At 68.4% G+C, this 14,371-nt stretch carries 13 protein-coding genes; 7 read left to right on the forward strand and 6 right to left on the reverse strand.

Annotated features, from left to right (window positions below):
• Positions 1-61 precede the first annotated feature (61 nt).
• From BIWAKO_RS31025 to BIWAKO_RS31035, 3 genes are read right to left on the reverse strand one after another with little or no spacing between them, the layout of a single operon-like run.
• A complete protein-coding gene (locus tag BIWAKO_RS31025; protein ID WP_069881913.1) occupies positions 62-1,360 on the reverse strand; it encodes an NAD(P)/FAD-dependent oxidoreductase in 1,299 nt (432 codons plus the stop codon).
• A gap of 24 nt (positions 1,361-1,384) precedes the next feature.
• Positions 1,385-2,878 carry an aldehyde dehydrogenase family protein gene (locus BIWAKO_RS31030; RefSeq protein ID WP_084652065.1) on the reverse strand — a complete coding sequence of 498 codons (1,494 nt, stop codon included), beginning with the start codon at positions 2,876-2,878 and terminating at the stop codon, positions 1,385-1,387.
• On the reverse strand, positions 2,875-3,981 hold the full coding sequence (locus BIWAKO_RS31035; protein WP_069882968.1) for a mandelate racemase/muconate lactonizing enzyme family protein: 1,107 nt from the start codon (positions 3,979-3,981) through the stop codon (positions 2,875-2,877). Before BIWAKO_RS31035 ends, BIWAKO_RS31030 begins: the two co-directional genes overlap by 4 nt.
• Before the next feature lie 177 nt (positions 3,982-4,158).
• On the opposite strand from BIWAKO_RS31035, the gene pdxR reads away from it, so the two are divergent.
• Both pdxR and BIWAKO_RS31045 read left to right on the forward strand, forming a co-directional pair.
• On the forward strand, positions 4,159-5,643 hold the full coding sequence (gene pdxR / locus BIWAKO_RS31040) for a MocR-like pyridoxine biosynthesis transcription factor PdxR (protein WP_069881914.1): 1,485 nt from the start codon (positions 4,159-4,161) through the stop codon (positions 5,641-5,643).
• A 181-nt stretch (positions 5,644-5,824) separates the two neighbouring features.
• Positions 5,825-7,435: a GMC family oxidoreductase gene (locus BIWAKO_RS31045; protein ID WP_069881915.1), complete on the forward strand. Its 1,611-nt coding sequence runs from the start codon at positions 5,825-5,827 to the stop codon at positions 7,433-7,435.
• Between the two features lie 184 nt (positions 7,436-7,619).
• Here BIWAKO_RS31045 and BIWAKO_RS31050 read toward each other — a convergent pair whose 3' ends face one another.
• Genes BIWAKO_RS31050 through BIWAKO_RS31060 form a run of 3 tightly spaced genes read right to left on the reverse strand, consistent with a single transcriptional unit; the run spans position 7,620 to position 9,855 of the window.
• Entirely contained in the window at positions 7,620-8,591 is a 972-nt protein-coding gene (locus BIWAKO_RS31050) for a helix-turn-helix transcriptional regulator (protein WP_084652067.1), read from the reverse strand.
• Complete coding sequence (locus tag BIWAKO_RS31055) at positions 8,588-9,655, reverse strand: patatin-like phospholipase family protein (protein WP_069881917.1); 1,068 nt, start codon at positions 9,653-9,655, stop codon at positions 8,588-8,590. The genes BIWAKO_RS31050 and BIWAKO_RS31055 overlap by 4 nt, the downstream gene beginning before the upstream one ends.
• Positions 9,652-9,855 (reverse strand): hypothetical protein, encoded by a 204-nt coding sequence (locus tag BIWAKO_RS31060; protein WP_069881918.1) that lies wholly within the window; start codon positions 9,853-9,855, stop codon positions 9,652-9,654. Before BIWAKO_RS31060 ends, BIWAKO_RS31055 begins: the two co-directional genes overlap by 4 nt.
• A gap of 243 nt (positions 9,856-10,098) precedes the next feature.
• Here BIWAKO_RS31060 and BIWAKO_RS35680 point away from each other — a divergent pair, with 243 nt between their 5' ends.
• The 5 genes from BIWAKO_RS35680 (at position 10,099) to BIWAKO_RS31080 (ending at position 14,300) form a co-directional block, all read left to right on the forward strand.
• Positions 10,099-10,224 (forward strand): GMC oxidoreductase, encoded by a 126-nt coding sequence (locus tag BIWAKO_RS35680; protein WP_141740301.1) that lies wholly within the window; start codon positions 10,099-10,101, stop codon positions 10,222-10,224.
• Positions 10,225-10,403: 179 nt separating this feature from the next.
• Entirely contained in the window at positions 10,404-11,015 is a 612-nt protein-coding gene (locus tag BIWAKO_RS35685; RefSeq protein WP_141740302.1) for a cysteine rich repeat-containing protein, read from the forward strand.
• A gap of 16 nt (positions 11,016-11,031) precedes the next feature.
• Positions 11,032-11,616 carry an OmpA family protein gene (locus BIWAKO_RS31070; protein WP_069881920.1) on the forward strand — a complete coding sequence of 195 codons (585 nt, stop codon included), beginning with the start codon at positions 11,032-11,034 and terminating at the stop codon, positions 11,614-11,616.
• Between the two features lie 57 nt (positions 11,617-11,673).
• A complete protein-coding gene (locus BIWAKO_RS37205) occupies positions 11,674-13,395 on the forward strand; it encodes a DUF3300 domain-containing protein (protein WP_274533604.1) in 1,722 nt (573 codons plus the stop codon).
• Positions 13,396-13,409: 14 nt separating this feature from the next.
• On the forward strand, positions 13,410-14,300 hold the full coding sequence (locus BIWAKO_RS31080; RefSeq protein ID WP_244523599.1) for a DUF2950 domain-containing protein: 891 nt from the start codon (positions 13,410-13,412) through the stop codon (positions 14,298-14,300).
• Positions 14,301-14,371: the final 71 nt, after the last annotated feature.

Genomic DNA, 14,371 nt, shown 5'->3' on the forward strand with positions numbered 1-14,371 from the left:
TGGCCAGAAGGTCCATTCTGAGAATTGGGGAAGGCCAATCCGCAGAGACGATCCTGCTGGCTCATCGGGCCAGTCGATCGCGCCAGCGGTAATAGAAGACCGATGGTGCGAGGAACCAGGGATTGCCGCTGTAGAAGGGCCGCGTCGGGAACGGCAGGTCGTCGAGCGCCGTCTTGCCTTCGGCCAGGCCGAGCACCTGCTGGCCGAGCCGCATGCCGAAATAGCTCGCCGTGCCGACGCCTGCCCCGCAATAGCCCATGGCGTAGTAGAGCCCGTCATGGCGGCCGACATGCATCAGCTCGTCGAAGGTGTAGGCGACGAAGCCGCACCAGGAATGGCTGATCCGCGTCTTGGCGAGCTCGGGGAAGATCGCGCTCATGTCGGCATGGAGTTTGGGCCCGCTGCGCCGCGGATCGGTCTCGCTGAGCGAGACGCGGCCACCGAACAGGATGCGCCGCCGGTCGGGCGAGGCGCGGTAGTAATAGACGACCTTGCGGGTATCGCTGACGATGCGGTTGCGCGGGATCAGCTTGTCCATCAGCGCCGGCTCCAGCGGCTCGGTCGCGATGATGTAGCTGCCGATCGGGATGACGCGGCGGCGCAGCCAGCCGGTCGCCGGCCCGGTATAGCCGTTGGTGGCGACGATGACGTCGCGCGCGCGGATCGTGCCGCGCGGCGTCTCGACCAGAAAATCCTTGCCCTGGCGAGTGATTGCGGTCGCCGGACAGAACGGCATGAGTTCGGCGCCGGCCGCGAGGACGCGTTCCAGCAGGCCCTGGTGATAGCGCGCCGGGTTGACCGAGGCATGGACGGCATAGACCACGCCGCCATGGTAGAGATCCGAGCCGATCTCGTCGCGCTGCTCGGTGCGCGGCACGACATGGCAGGGCACTTCGAGGCCCTTGGTCTGGTTGTCGACGCGTTGCGCCAGCATCTCGTACTGGCCCGGCGAATGGGCGGCGTGAAAGCGCCCGACCACGCCGAAATCGCAGTCGATCGCCTCCTCGCGCACGAACTCGCCGATCCAGCGCAGCGAGCGATGGCCCTCCTGCAGGATCGCGAAGGCACGCTTCTCGCCGTGACGGCGCGCCAGGGCGTCAAGGCTGGGCTTGATGCTGGTCGAGATCTGGCCGCCATTGCGGGTGCTGCAGCCGAAGCCGGCGGCTTCCGCATCGAGCACAACCGTGCTGCGCCCGCCCCTGGCGGTCTGGAGCGCGGCATGCAGGCCGGTATAGCCGGAGCCGACAACCACGACATCGGCCTGTTTCGGCGGCTCCGAGCGGGGCAATTCCGGCCGCGGGACTCCGTCCCACCAATAGGGTGCCGCCTTGAAATCGGCGGTAAACAGCTCAGTCGACATTCCGTCGTTTCCCCCCGGGCCCGTTCAGAGCCGCGCCACAACACTCTTGAGCTTGCAGTAGCTGCGCAAGCCCGCCATGCCCTTGGCCCGGCCAAAGCCGGATTTACGGTTACCGCCGAAGGGCATGGCGATGCCGCCGGCGAAGAACTCGTTGATGTAGACCTGGCCGGCATCGACCGCGCGCGCGAAGCGCCAGGCCTTGGCATGGTCACGGGTGTAGATGCCGGCGACCAGCGCATAGGAAGTCGCGTTTGCCGCCGCGATGACCTCGTCCAGATCGGCTGCGATCTGCACCGTCAGGACCGGGCCAAAGATCTCCTCCTGCACCAGCGGGTCGTCGGGGCCGCGGGCGAGAATGATGGTCGGGCGATAGAACCAGCCACCGCCGCATTCGCCACCCGGGATGATGCCGCCGCCGATCAGGATGCGGTTGCCGGCCGCACGCGCCCGCTCGACATGGGCCTCGATGCGCGCGAGTTGCTGCAGCGAATTGATCGGCCCGATGCCGGCCTCGCCCAGGCCATGGCCGAGCTGCATCGCTGACACGCGTGCGACGAGCCGGTCGAGAACCTCGCCCGCGATCGGCGCCTCCAGGATCAACCGCGAGCCCGCTGAGCAAATCTGACCGGCATTCTCGTAGATCGCGCCGAGCACGCCCTCGACCGCCGGCCCGATCTCGCAATCGGCCAGCAGCGCGACGGGGGATTTGCCGCCGAGTTCGAGCGCCAGCCGGGTGACATGCTCGGCGGCTGCCCGCATCACGCGCTGGCCGGTCGCGACCGAGCCGGTGAAGGTGATGTGGTCGATGTCGGGATGGGAGACGAGCGCTGCGCCTGCTTCCGCCCCCGTACCGGCGACGACGTTGAGCACGCCGTCGGGCAGCCCGGCCTCATGCAGCAATTCCGCCAGCATCAGGGTGGTGAAGGGCGTCTGCTCGGCCGGCTTGACGACGAGCGTGCAGCCGGCGGCGAGCGCCGGCGCGATGCCGCGCGCGGCCGTCGAGAGCGGATAGTTCCACGGCACGATCTGCGCGACGACACCGACCGGTTCCTCGATCGTCACCCCGAGATAGTCCGGGCCGAGCGGCACGCTGTCGCCATGGAGCTTGTCGGCTGCCCCCGCATAATAGGCGAAGGCACGGATGACGCCGCCGACATCGCCCTCGGATTCGGCGAGCAGCTTGCCGGAATCGAGCGTCTCGACGACGGCGAACCGCGCTGCGCGCTCGCGCAGCAGATGGCTCGCCCGCATCAGGATCTCGCCGCGGGCGGCCGGCGTCATCTGCGACCAGGGGCCAGACAGCGCCGCTCGTGCCGCAGCGACCGCCGCCGCCACATCCTCGGCGGCGCCGGCTGCGACGCTGGCGAAGGGCACGCCGCGTCCGGGGTCGAAACTCTCCATCTCCCGCCCGGAGACGGAGGCGACGAGCCGGCCGCCGATGAAATGCCCGCGCGGCAGGCCTGCCAGCGTGCCGGTGCGTCGCGCTTCCTCGACCAGCCTCGCGCGGTCGGGCGTCACGCCGACACCTCGGTCACGCGGTACTCGGCCCGTGCGAGCCAGTCGGGCTCGATCTCGACGCCCCAGCCGGGCTCGGAGGGGATTGCGACCATGCCGTCGCGGGCTTTAGGCGGATTGCGCAGCAGCCCCTGCTCCCAGGGGTAATAGTCCGGTCCCTCGATCGAGAATTCGACATAGGGCCCGGCATTGGCGAGCGCGCCCATGACATGCAGGGTGAACACCGTCACCAGCGACTGGTTGGCGGAATGGGGCGTCACCGGCAGGCCGGCCTCGGCCGCCCAGCGCGCCACCGTGAGCATGCGCCCGACGCCGCCGATATAGCAGATGTCCGGCTGCACGACGTCGACGACGCGCCCATCGATCATCGCGCGCCAGATCGCGAGGTCGCAATCCTGTTCGCCGCCGGTGACGTCGAGGTCGAGCGCCTCGCGGACCTCACGCGTCCAGGCATGTTCCCAATAGGGACAGGGTTCCTCGAAATGGACGATGCCATGGTCCTGCAGGATGCGGCCAACCGCGATCGCGCTTGCCGGCGTGTAGCCGCTATTGGCATCGACGAGCAGCGTCGCCTCGTCGCCGAGCGCGGCGCGGACCTGCGGCACGATCGCCTCCGTGCGGCCGGGCCATTCGTCCTGGTCGCGACCGCATTCGCGCCCGACCCGGAACTTGAAGGCATTGTAGCCATGGGCATCGCGCAGCCGGGCCAGGCGCTCGGCCTCCGCTTCCGGGGTGATCTCGCCGCGCTTCATGCTGGAGGCATAGACCGGAAACGGGCGCGGCGTGCCGCCGAGCAATTCGCAGACGCTCTTCCGCTCCTTGCGGCCGCGCAGGTCCCAGAGCGCCGTGTCGAGCCCGGTCAGGGCGCGGCAGAGATAGGAACCTGGAAACTTGTGCTCGCGCTCGCCGATCGTCGCGACGAGGTCATCGACCGCAAAGGCGTCCCAGCCGATCGCCCAGCGGGCGACCTGGCGGTGGAAGACGGTGGCGGTGATGTCGGCGTTATAGGGCGAGAACTGGCCCCAGCCCTGGCTGCCATCCTCGCAGGTAGCGCGGACGAAGCCGACATCGGGCGTCGTGAAGCTCTCGAGACGGGTGATCTTCATGGCTGCCGCGGCCTGCTCCCTCGCCGTGACCCGGCGCGATTGCGAGGCTGCGGCGGGCCCAGAAGGGGACTTGAATTGGCCTGAACCCAAGGTCCATTCTGACGAAAGCAGCAGTCCAATCCGCGGGATCGGGACCAACGCTGGCTTAGGCGAGACAATCGCCGAGATGGGGAAGACATGGTCAAACGCGAGGAAGGCGTCCTGCTGCAGTCGATCGTGCTGGATCGCGACGGGCCGCATGGGCTCAGCGTCCAGATCTGCGTCGGCTTGCGCGAGCTGATCCTGGGCGGTGCGCTCAAGGTCGGCGAGCGGCTGCCGGCGACGCGCACGCTGGCGCAGGAGTTCGGCGTCGCCCGCACCACCATCGTCGAGAGTTTCGAGCGGCTCGCCTCGGAGGGGCTGGTCGAAACGCGCGTCGGCGCCGGCACCTATGTCAGCCAGGCGCTGGCGAGCGAGCGGCCGGCGCCCGCGACCGCGGCGGTGGCCGTGCCGACCGCAAAACTCAAGCTGGCGCAGGCGATGGACTCCGCCTCAAAACTGTTCGGCACGCGCCTGCCGCACCAGCCGCGCGCCTTCACCACGGCGATGCCGGCTTTCGACGCCTTCCCGATGGCGCAATGGGCCAAGCTCTCCGGCCGGCACTGGCGCAAGGCGCGCCAGCAGGTGCTCGGCTATCCCGATCCCCATGGCGAAGCGGTGCTGCGCCAGGCGATCGCGGCCCATCTCAGGCTCAACCGCGGCATCGCCTGCGAATGGCAGCAGATCTTCATCGTCGCGGGCGCGCAGCAGGCCTTCCAGCTGCTCGGCGCGACCCTGATCAATCCCGGCGACAAGGTCTGGTTCGAGAACCCGGGCGCGATCGGCGCGCGCAACAGCCTGATCCTGTCGGGCGCCGATATCGTGCCGGTGCCGGTCGACGAGGCCGGGCTGATCGTCGAGGCGGGCCTGCGCCGCGCGCCGGATTTCAAGCTCGCCTTCGTCACGCCCTCGCACCAGCAGCCGCTCGGCGCCAAGATGAGCCTGGAGCGGCGCCTGGCCCTGCTGGAGGCGGCGCAGGCGAGTTCGGCCTGGATCATCGAAGATGACTGGGACGGCGAGTTCTGCTTCCAGGGCGCGCCGCTGGCGACGCTGACCAGCATCGATCTCACCGGCCGCGTGATCTATGTCGGCACCTTCTCGAAGACGTTGTTTCCCTCGCTGCGCCTCGGCTTCCTCGTCGCCCCGCCCCAGCTCGCCGAGCAGATCGGCATCTGCCTCGACGCCTATTCGCCGGGTGTGCCCACCGCGCTGCAGGGCATCGTCGCCGACTTCATCGTCGAGGGCCATTTCGCCACCCATGTCCGGCGCATGCGCAAGCTCTACCAGGAGCGCCACCAGGCGCTGATCGCCGCGGCGGATGCACATCTTGCGGGCGATCTCACCGTCGTGCCCACCCATACCGGCATGCACACGATCGGCCTCCTGCGCGAGGGGCTCGATGCCGTCGCGGTGACGCAGGCGGCCGCCCGGCGCGGCATCACGGTGGCGCCGATCAGCCGCTTCAGCCTGGAACCGATGGAGCGGGACGGGCTCGTGCTCGGCTTCAGCGGCTTCACGCCGGCACAGATCCAGGCCGGCGTGCTGGGCCTCAGGCAGGCGATCGACGATATCGCCCCTGGCTGATCCGCGGCTTGATCTTGCTCGCCGATTGGACTGGCGCTTCGAACAGAATGGCCCTTAGCGGCTAGCCCAATTCATCCTATTGCATCGACCCGAAAAGTGGCTGGCGGCTTTGGGGAAAGCCGATGCCAACGCATCGAAAGCCTGATGCTCAGCCAACGCCGGAAGCGGCAGGGAGTCCGTCTTGGAGGAATGGGATGTCATCGTCATCGGCGCAGGCTCGGCCGGCTGCGCGCTGGCCGGGCGCCTGGCGCTGGCCGGGCGCGGCCGCATCCTTGTGCTGGAAGCCGGGCCGCGCGACCTGAGCCCCTGGCTGCATCTGCCGATCGGCTACGGCAAGACCTTCTACCACCCGCGCCTGAACTGGATGTACCGGACGGAAAAGCAGCCGGGGCTCGCCGGCCGCGAGATCTACCAGCCGCGCGGCAAGGTCGTGGGCGGGTCGAGCGCGATCAATGCGATGGTCTATATGCGCGGCCAGCGTGAGGATTTCGACGGCTGGGAGGCGATGGGCAATCCCGGCTGGGGCTGGCGCGAGGTGCTCGCCGCCTATCGCCGCATGGAGGACCATGCGCTCGGCGCCTCGGTCTGGCATGGCGCGGGCGGCCCGTTGCATGTCGAGGACATCGCCTCGGTGGTCCATCCGCTGACGCCGATCTTCGTCAAGGCGGCCGAGGAAGCCGGCCTGCCCTTCAATCCCGATCTCAACGGCGAAAGCTGCGAGGGCGCCGGCATCTACCAGATCACGACGCGCGGCGGCCTGCGTGAATCGGCGGCACGCGCCTATCTGCATCCGGCCCGCAAGGCCGGGCGCGTCAAGGTCGAGACCGGGGTTCTCGCCTCGCGCATCCTGTTCGAAGGGCGCCGCGCGGTCGGCGTCGAGGGTCGGCGCGACGGCCAGCCCGTCAGCTTCCGCACCGCCGGCGAGATCATCGTCTCGGCGGGCGCAATCAATTCGCCCCAGCTCCTGCAGCTTTCCGGCATCGGGGCGCCCGCGCTGCTCGCTGAGCACGGCATCACGCCCCTGCACGCCTTGCCGGCGGTCGGCGCCCATCTCCAGGACCATCTCTGCTACGACCATGTCTACCGGTCCAGGCAGCCCAGCCTGAACGAGGCTTTGCTGTCCTGGTCCGGCCGCATCGGCATGGCCCTGCAATACGCGCTTCAGCGCAGCGGCCCGCTCTCGCTCAGCGTCAACCAGGGCGGCGGCTTCTTCAAGACGCGGCCGGGGCTCGAGCGCCCGGACATGCAGCTCTATTTCTCGCCGTTGAGCTATGAGCGCGCCCTGCCCGGCGTGCGCGCGCTGATGAAGCCCGATCCGTTCTCCGGCTTCAGCACCAGTGTCTCGCCCTGCCGGCCGCGCAGCCGCGGCCATGTCGCGATCCGCTCGGCCGATCCCCATGTCGCCCCGGTGATCGAACCGAACTATCTCTCCGATGCGGAGGATATCCGCGACATCCTCGCCGGCGCACGCTTCCTGCACCGCCTGGCAGCGGCGCCGAGCTTCGCCGCCCTGATCGAGAGCGAGATCCGTCCGGGGCCAGATTGCAGCGATGACGAGGCGCAGCTCGACGCCATCCGGCAGCAGGCCTATTCGGTCTTCCACCCCTGCGGCACCTGCCGGATGGGGCCCGATCCTGCGGATTCAGTGGTCGATGCGAGCCTCAGGGTGCATGGCCTCAGCGGCCTGCGCATCGCCGATGCCTCGATCTTCCCGACAATCCCCTCGGGCAACACCAACGCTCCGGCGATGATGGTCGGCGAGCGTGCCGCCGAACTCATGTTCGCGGAGTGACCTGCGCAGACAGCGCGACCGCCGACATCCCGGAGCCCCCCTGTTCGGCCTGACCGTGAGAGACCGCCGCCGGCGCCGCGGCGCTCCCGTGGAGAACCTAGCCCGTCGTGCCCCCTCCATTCAAAAGGACGTCACGCCATCAAAGCTCGGGATCACAGACCGGCCATGCGGCTCCACCAACGCATCAGCCTTGGTTTGCTCCGGTCCTGGCCGAGTTTCGGAACTCTGTCGGGCTCATGCCGGTCGCCTTGCGAAAGGCGCGCGTAAAATGGGCGGAATCGCTGAAGCCACAGGCGAAGCCGATCGACGCCAGCGAAGCCGGCCCGCTCAGCAGCATCAGGCTCGCGTGACGAATTTGCGAGGCGCGTCGCAGCCCCTGCAGCGACAGGCCGTCCTCAGCGAAGCGACGTTGCAAGGTGCGCGGCGACTGACCAAGCTGTCTTGCGAGACGTGGCAAAGACCAGATCACGAGCAAATCGCCTTCGACCAGCGCAATCGCAGTCCGGCTTGGCTTGCTCAAGTGCTGATCCGGCTGGGCGTACAACGCGGCAGCGGGCCCGGGTTGCCTTGTTCCGGGCGTCCAGCTCAGGCGCCAGAGCCCTGTCTGCTCGGCGATCGGCTGCGCCCCGTCCACCACAGCGCCTGCCGCGATGACGACTGACGGCTCGTCATCAGGCCCGATGGCCAGGCAGAGATCGGTGCAGCCCGCCACCGCAAGAAGTCCGGCGATAACGCCCGCCAACACGTAGTCGACCGCCGGGCTTGGCGGATCCTCGGGCGCCCCGCGATGATCGAGCAGCGCCCCGGTTTCGCTGACGGAGCGGACGATGATGGGGTGCCTTGTGTGAATGTAGCGCTCCAGCCGGTTCCAGCGCGCAATCAGGTCTGGCCCATTCCGCGCGGCAAGCAGCGCCGCTCCAAGTGGATCGAACGCCATGCGCTGCACCGATTGACCAACCTTCAGAAGTGCGGCGGGACCGTGTGCAGCCAGCACGGCCTCGGCCAGGGCTGTCTTGTCGGTGAGCGACGCGTGGGGCGAATTGGGCCGTGTCTTCGGCCCGCGGTCAGGCAGGCTGATCTCCTGTTCAGCGAAAGACAGCTGCATCAGTCGAACGAGCGCAGCCCCCGTGAGATCGTCCTTCACCGGGGACATCATGCGCCGGCCTCTGGCGCGGCACGCAGCCAGCTCGCTGGATCCTTGCCATGCCGCCGGCCGACCTCGAAGAGGCGCCGCATCTCGGCAGGCTCGAAAACGAAGGGGTTTTCCGTTTCGGGGATGGCGTTCGGAAGGCGCTGCAGCCGGAATGCCGCGCCTTCATCCTTCGCCAGCATCGCCGCGCGCTCGACGGCGATGACAAGCAGGCTTCTCAGGAGCTCTGACACGCCGCGACGCGCCAGCGTGACCGCGCCATGTCCGGTGGCCTGCGTCGCAGCGACGGAGCTGACATGTCCATTGGCGATGACCCAGAGGTTCACCCTGCCCGCGCCGCGCACCATAGCGGGCTCGACCGCGATGGGGCGCATCACGCCGCCATCGCCATGAAGCACGACCACGCCGCTTGCCGTGTCCAGGAGCGGGACCGGCTCGACGAAGCCAGGCGGGGCCGCCGAAGCCACCAGCATCTCGATAAAGGCACGACGCGCATCGGGCCGGCCCGATGCCGCAAGCCGGCCCATATCCCACGTGACCGGCCGACCGTTCGTCAGGTCGGTGGTGGTGACGTAGAGCCGCCGACCCTGAAGGTGCGCCTCGGCGATTTCGGCCAGCATGGGTTCGGTGATCACGCCTTCGAGCGTCCGGCGCAGTGGATCGGCCTTGTTGAGCCCTGCCTTGATGAGCACCCCGATGCCGTTGCCCTTGAGCACGTCCGCGGTGCGCGTCGTGGTATAGACCGCCTCCAGTATCCGGTCGTAGCGCGGTCCGAGAAAGGCGAGAGGCGCTTGCAATGCCCCCGTCGAGACGCCGCTGACCAGATCGAACCTCGGCCGCTTGCCGCTTTGCGTCCAGCCGACGAGCACGCCAGCTCCAAAGGCGCCATCTGCCCCGCCGCTCGACAAGGCGAGCACATGACGGCCGTTGCCCTGCGCCGACCAAGGCTCTGGCTGCTGAGCGGCCACGCGCAATGTTTGCGGATCGAGGGCCTGGCCCGTCGGGGCAATGGAGCAACCGCCGAGCGCCAGCACGCCGGCAAGGAGGGCAAGGCGGCTCCATCGCATCATGCCGGCTGATCGGCCTGCCAGGGCCGCCCCAGCACAAGCCTGCCGGTCATGGCGGCGACGGCATTAGCGATCGCTGGCGCCGTCACGATTGCAGTCTCCACGGCACCTGTCGGGTCCTCGCGGGCATCGATCAGATCGATGATCATTCCCGGCACGCCGGAGACGTGCGGCGCGGCATAATCGGCGAAGCTCCTCTGCACCCCGGCGCCGTCGGCCAGGGAGAGCGCCTGGGAGACCTGCCCCCGCCATCCCTTGCCATGCGCTTGGGTGCCCTCACCGCCGAATCGTTCAATGCGAGGCGCATGGCAATCTCCTGGTGCGTCGCGGGCGTCGTTCGCGACGGGATATCATGACCGATCTCACTGGGATTGAACGATCGCGCCACGATTCCGCTGGCGCCTGGGGCCGGCCCCTATTGAATCGGTGATCATACGAGCCTCGGGATGCATCGGCTCAGCGGCCTGCGCATCGCGGACGCGTCAATCTCTCCAATGATCCGCTCGAGCAACACCAACGCTCTGGAAATGGTGGTCGGTGAGCGTGCCGCCGAGCTCATGCTCGCAGAGTGACGCGCGCTGCGGGGGACCGTCCATCGCCGGCGTGAGCCCCGGCCTGTTTCTCCCTCACCCAACCTCGAAGAAGATCGAGTTTCGCCCCCCGGGGACTGGCCTCTGTCACGACAGCCTCCCGCCAGGACGAGATCTGCAAGCAGCCAACATGTTCTGGTGCCGGCCGCCCAGATGTCTTCGTGCGCCTCCTGATCGATCAACTCACCCCCTGGCGCTTTCCGGCAAGAAGAACGCTGACCTCGCTGAAATCGCCTGACCACTTGATTGGCTGGAACCTTCGGATACGTTCTCTCTTCTGCCCTTCCCCCAAGGGCAATAAAATAAGAGAACGCGGGGGATTACCGACCGAAACCAGGGAGACGATCGTGAGTCTACGCAAAGCCCTCGCCGCAGCCTGCCTGCTAACTAGCATGATGATCCCACTGGCCGGTTCGGCCCAGACGCTCACCTTCGCCGAAGCCTATGACCGGCTGGCGAAATCTTGTGGTTCGGACATCGACAAGCTTTGCTCGAAGGTTTCGCTTGGCGGCGGCGCCGTCAAAACGTGCCTGGATCGCAACCAGGCGCGGCTTTCGGCCGGCTGCAAGAGCGCTTCGGCAGAAGTCTTCCAATCGCTCGCGAAACGGGCCAATGCCCAGGCCGCCGCGGTCAAGGTCTGCGAGCGCGACCTTGGCCAATATTGCAGCGGTGTGCAGCCCCATGATGGCTACAGGCTGCAGTGCCTGCTGACCGCATCGAAAGTCGTCAGCAATGGCTGCAAGCAGGTCATCGTCGATGCCGGCTGGAACTGACAGGACAGTGCATCCCATGAAACCCATCGCCCTCGTCTTCTCCGCCGCCATCGCCCTCAGCGCCGCAGCCACGGCTGTGCAGGCCCAGGAGCGGCTCAACGACGCGCAGCTGATCGAAACGCTGAACGTCCTCGATCAGTCGAAATCGATCGACGTCGCCGCGCTCCGGCGCCAGGCCGTCGACAGCGTCGCCGCCAACCGAGGCCCGGATGCCTCGCTGCGCGAGCCGCTCTCGCAGGAACTGGACAATCTCTCCCAATTCACCGTCGAGATCCAATTCCGAACCGGCTCGGCGGTGATCCGCCCTGCATCGTTCCGCACGGTTGGCGTGATCGCCGACTCTCTGCTCCACCCGACCTTGCGGGAATACAAGTTCCTGATCGTCGGCCACACCGATGCGGTCGGCGACCGCAAGTCCAACCTGACGCTCAGCCAGAAGCGGGCCGATGCGGTTCGTGACGCGCTGGTCACCACGTTCGGCATCTCGCCTGCCAGGATTGTCTCGGTCGGCCTCGGCGAAGAACAGTTGCAGAACCGGAAGAACCCGGACGCAGCGGCGAACCGACGCGTCCAGATCGTGAATGTGGGTCGTTTCAGATAGGCGAGCCGGCCAGTGTCGGAACAGCTTGGTGGCAGATACTCGAGCGCGAGGACGGGCATGCGACACGGAATGATTGCGCTATCGGCAATGGCGCTGGCGCTGGCTCCAGCCAGCGCCCTTCTCCCGGGCCTCGGCGCCGCATTCGCCCAACAGGCCGCTCCAGCGCCCCAGGCTGCACAGACCGCGCCAGTGCAGGCCGCGGACGCGGTCTTCACCCGTGCCGAGATCGAGCCGCTGGTGAAGCCGATCGCACTCTACCCCGACTCGCTGCTCGCCCAGCTGCTTCCGGCCTCGGCCTATCCGCTCGACATCGTGCAGGCGGCGCGCTGGATCGAGCGCAACAAGGCGGCCGTCGAGAAGGCCGACTTCACGGCAGCCGACGCCATGAACTGGGATGCCAGCGTCAAGGCGCTGATCCGGTTTCCCGACCTGATCAAGCAGATGAACGAGAACCTCGACTGGACGAGCGATCTCGGCGACGCCTTCGTCTACCAGCCGACGGATGTCGCCGCCGTCATCCAGGACCTGCGAGCCCAGGCGGCCAAGGGCGGCGCCCTGAAGTCGACGCCGCAGCAGACCGTCGTCCAGAAGACCGAGGGATCCAGCAACGTCATCTATATCGAGCCGGCAGAGCCGGAGGTGATCTACGTTCCCAGTTACGATCCCGCCGTCGTCTACCAGCCTGTCGCTTCCGCCGTCCCGGGCGCGCTCCTGACCTTCGGGACGGCCATCGCCGTCGGCGCCGTGATGTACAACAACCCGTGGAACTGGGGCACCGGTGCAGTCTATCCGCCGCGCTGGCCGGGTTATCCAGGCTACCGGCCCGGCTATCCCGGCGCGCCCGGGCGCGGAAACATCAATATCGGCAACGAGATCAATATCGGCGGCGGCAATACCATCGGCAGCGGGAACAACATCGGCAACGGCAACAGCATCGGCAACACCAAGCCGTGGCGGCCCGACCCTGACCGGTATCGGCCTGGCCAGGGGACCAAGCCCGGCCTCGCCCGCCCCGGCGGCCCAGGCCGCCCAGGCCGCCCAGTTGGTCCAGGCGGCATAGGTGGTCCGGGAGGCCCAGGCGGCATCGGCAGCGTCGGTGGGCCAGGCGCCCCGGGTGGCGTTGGCGGCATTGGCGGCCCCGGGTCGGCTGGCGGCGTCGGTGGCCCCGGAGGGCCCGGTGGCGTCGGCGGTCCAGGCGGCCCAGGCGGTGTTGGCGGTCCAGGCGGCATCGGTGGCCCGGGTGGCGCTGGCCCAGGCGGCGCCGGCGGCATCGGTGGTGTGCTGGGCGGTGCGGCGGCAGGCGCGATCGGAGGCGCGGCGGCAGGCATGATCGGCCAGCGTCCGTCCCAGCAACCCGCCCGCCCCGATGCACGGCCCGGCCAGGACCGCCCCCAGGGCGGGGCTGGACAGGGGCGACCGCAGGTCGACGCAGGCCGACCCGCGACGCGACCGTCGGGCCCTGACCGGCCCTCGGCACGGCCTCCGACGGCACAGGCGCGACCAGCGGCGCCACAGGGTGCCAGACCTCGCCCGGCAGCCCCGACCGCCTTCGACGGCATCGATGCCGGGCGCGGCGCGGCGGCCTATGGCAATCGCGGCGCGGCCAGCCGTGGGCAGATCAACATGCCGGCGGGGCGCGGCGGCGGAGGCGGACAGATCGGCGGCGGAGGTCGCGGTGGCGGCGCTCACATCGGCGGTGGCGGCCGTGGCGGCGGTGGGCATATCGGCGGAGGCGGTGGCCGCGGCGGCGGTGGTGGTGGTCGCGGTGGACGGCGCTGATTGGGGACATGATCATGGCACATCACGCTCGGTTTTCAGTCCCGGTCTCGCTCGCGGTCCTGTTGATGGCAGGCCCTGCCGCAGCCCAGCAGAGCTTCCCCTCCCCCGATGCGGCGTCCAGCGCGCTGGTCGAAGCGGCCCGGGCGCGCGAGCCCGGCGTGCTCGATCGCATTTTCGGGCCGGGGGCTCGCGACGTGCTGAGCACCGGCGACGCCACGCTGGACCGCGCACGACTCGACCGGTTCAATGAGGCCGCGGCGGAATCCGTCACGCTGACGCCGCGCGGCGACGCGACGCGGATCCTGACGATCGGGAAACGCAAGTTCGAGTTCCCGATCCCGATCGTCCGACGCGGCGAGGCCTGGATGTTCGATGTCCCGGCCGGGCGCAGCGAAATCCTCAACCGCGCCGTCGGCGAGAACGAACTACGCGCTATCGAGGCCTGCCAGGCCTATATCGGCGCCCAGCGCGAATATATCCGGAAGGATCATGATGGCGATCAGGTGCCGGAATATGCCCAGAACCTGATCTCGACGCCCGGCACGCAGGACGGGCTGTACTGGCCGAGAACCGGGCAGGCCGATGTCAGCCCCCTCGAAGGCGCCCTGAGCGAGGCCCTGCTGGATCGCGGGAACAAAACCTATGCCGGCTATCGCTTTCGCATCCTCAAGGCACAGGGACCTTGGGCGCCCGGCGGCGCGCATTCCTATGTCGTCAACGGCAACATGATCGCTGGCTTCGGCCTCGTGGCCTGGCCGGCCGAATGGGGCAAGACCGGCGTCATGACCTTCATCTGCGGACATAACGGGGTCGTGCTGCAGAAGAACCTCGGACCGAAGACCAGCGCGATGGCGGAACGCCTGCTGCGCTACGACCCCGACCGCAGCTGGGCCCCGGTCGAATAGGCGGGGGCCGCGCGGGCAGCATGGCCGATATCAACGAACGAACGAACCGTGGGCGAAGCTCGCTCCATTGT

It is taken from the genome of Bosea sp. BIWAKO-01, from assembly GCF_001748145.1.
Taxonomy (GTDB): Bacteria; Pseudomonadota; Alphaproteobacteria; order Rhizobiales; family Beijerinckiaceae; genus Allobosea.

Coding starts and splice junctions, on each gene's coding strand:
- BIWAKO_RS35680 (WP_141740301.1), top strand. CDS start 10,099: ATGCATCGGCTCAGCGGCCTGCGCATCGCGGACGCGTCAATCTCTCCA.
- BIWAKO_RS31055 (WP_069881917.1), bottom strand. CDS start 9,655: ATGATGCGATGGAGCCGCCTTGCCCTCCTTGCCGGCGTGCTGGCGCTC.
- BIWAKO_RS31070 (WP_069881920.1), top strand. CDS start 11,032: ATGAAACCCATCGCCCTCGTCTTCTCCGCCGCCATCGCCCTCAGCGCC.
- BIWAKO_RS31035 (WP_069882968.1), bottom strand. CDS start 3,981: ATGAAGATCACCCGTCTCGAGAGCTTCACGACGCCCGATGTCGGCTTC.
- BIWAKO_RS31050 (WP_084652067.1), bottom strand. CDS start 8,591: ATGATGTCCCCGGTGAAGGACGATCTCACGGGGGCTGCGCTCGTTCGA.
- pdxR (WP_069881914.1), top strand. CDS start 4,159: ATGGTCAAACGCGAGGAAGGCGTCCTGCTGCAGTCGATCGTGCTGGAT.
- BIWAKO_RS31080 (WP_244523599.1), top strand. CDS start 13,410: ATGGCACATCACGCTCGGTTTTCAGTCCCGGTCTCGCTCGCGGTCCTG.
- BIWAKO_RS37205 (WP_274533604.1), top strand. CDS start 11,674: ATGCGACACGGAATGATTGCGCTATCGGCAATGGCGCTGGCGCTGGCT.
- BIWAKO_RS31025 (WP_069881913.1), bottom strand. CDS start 1,360: ATGTCGACTGAGCTGTTTACCGCCGATTTCAAGGCGGCACCCTATTGG.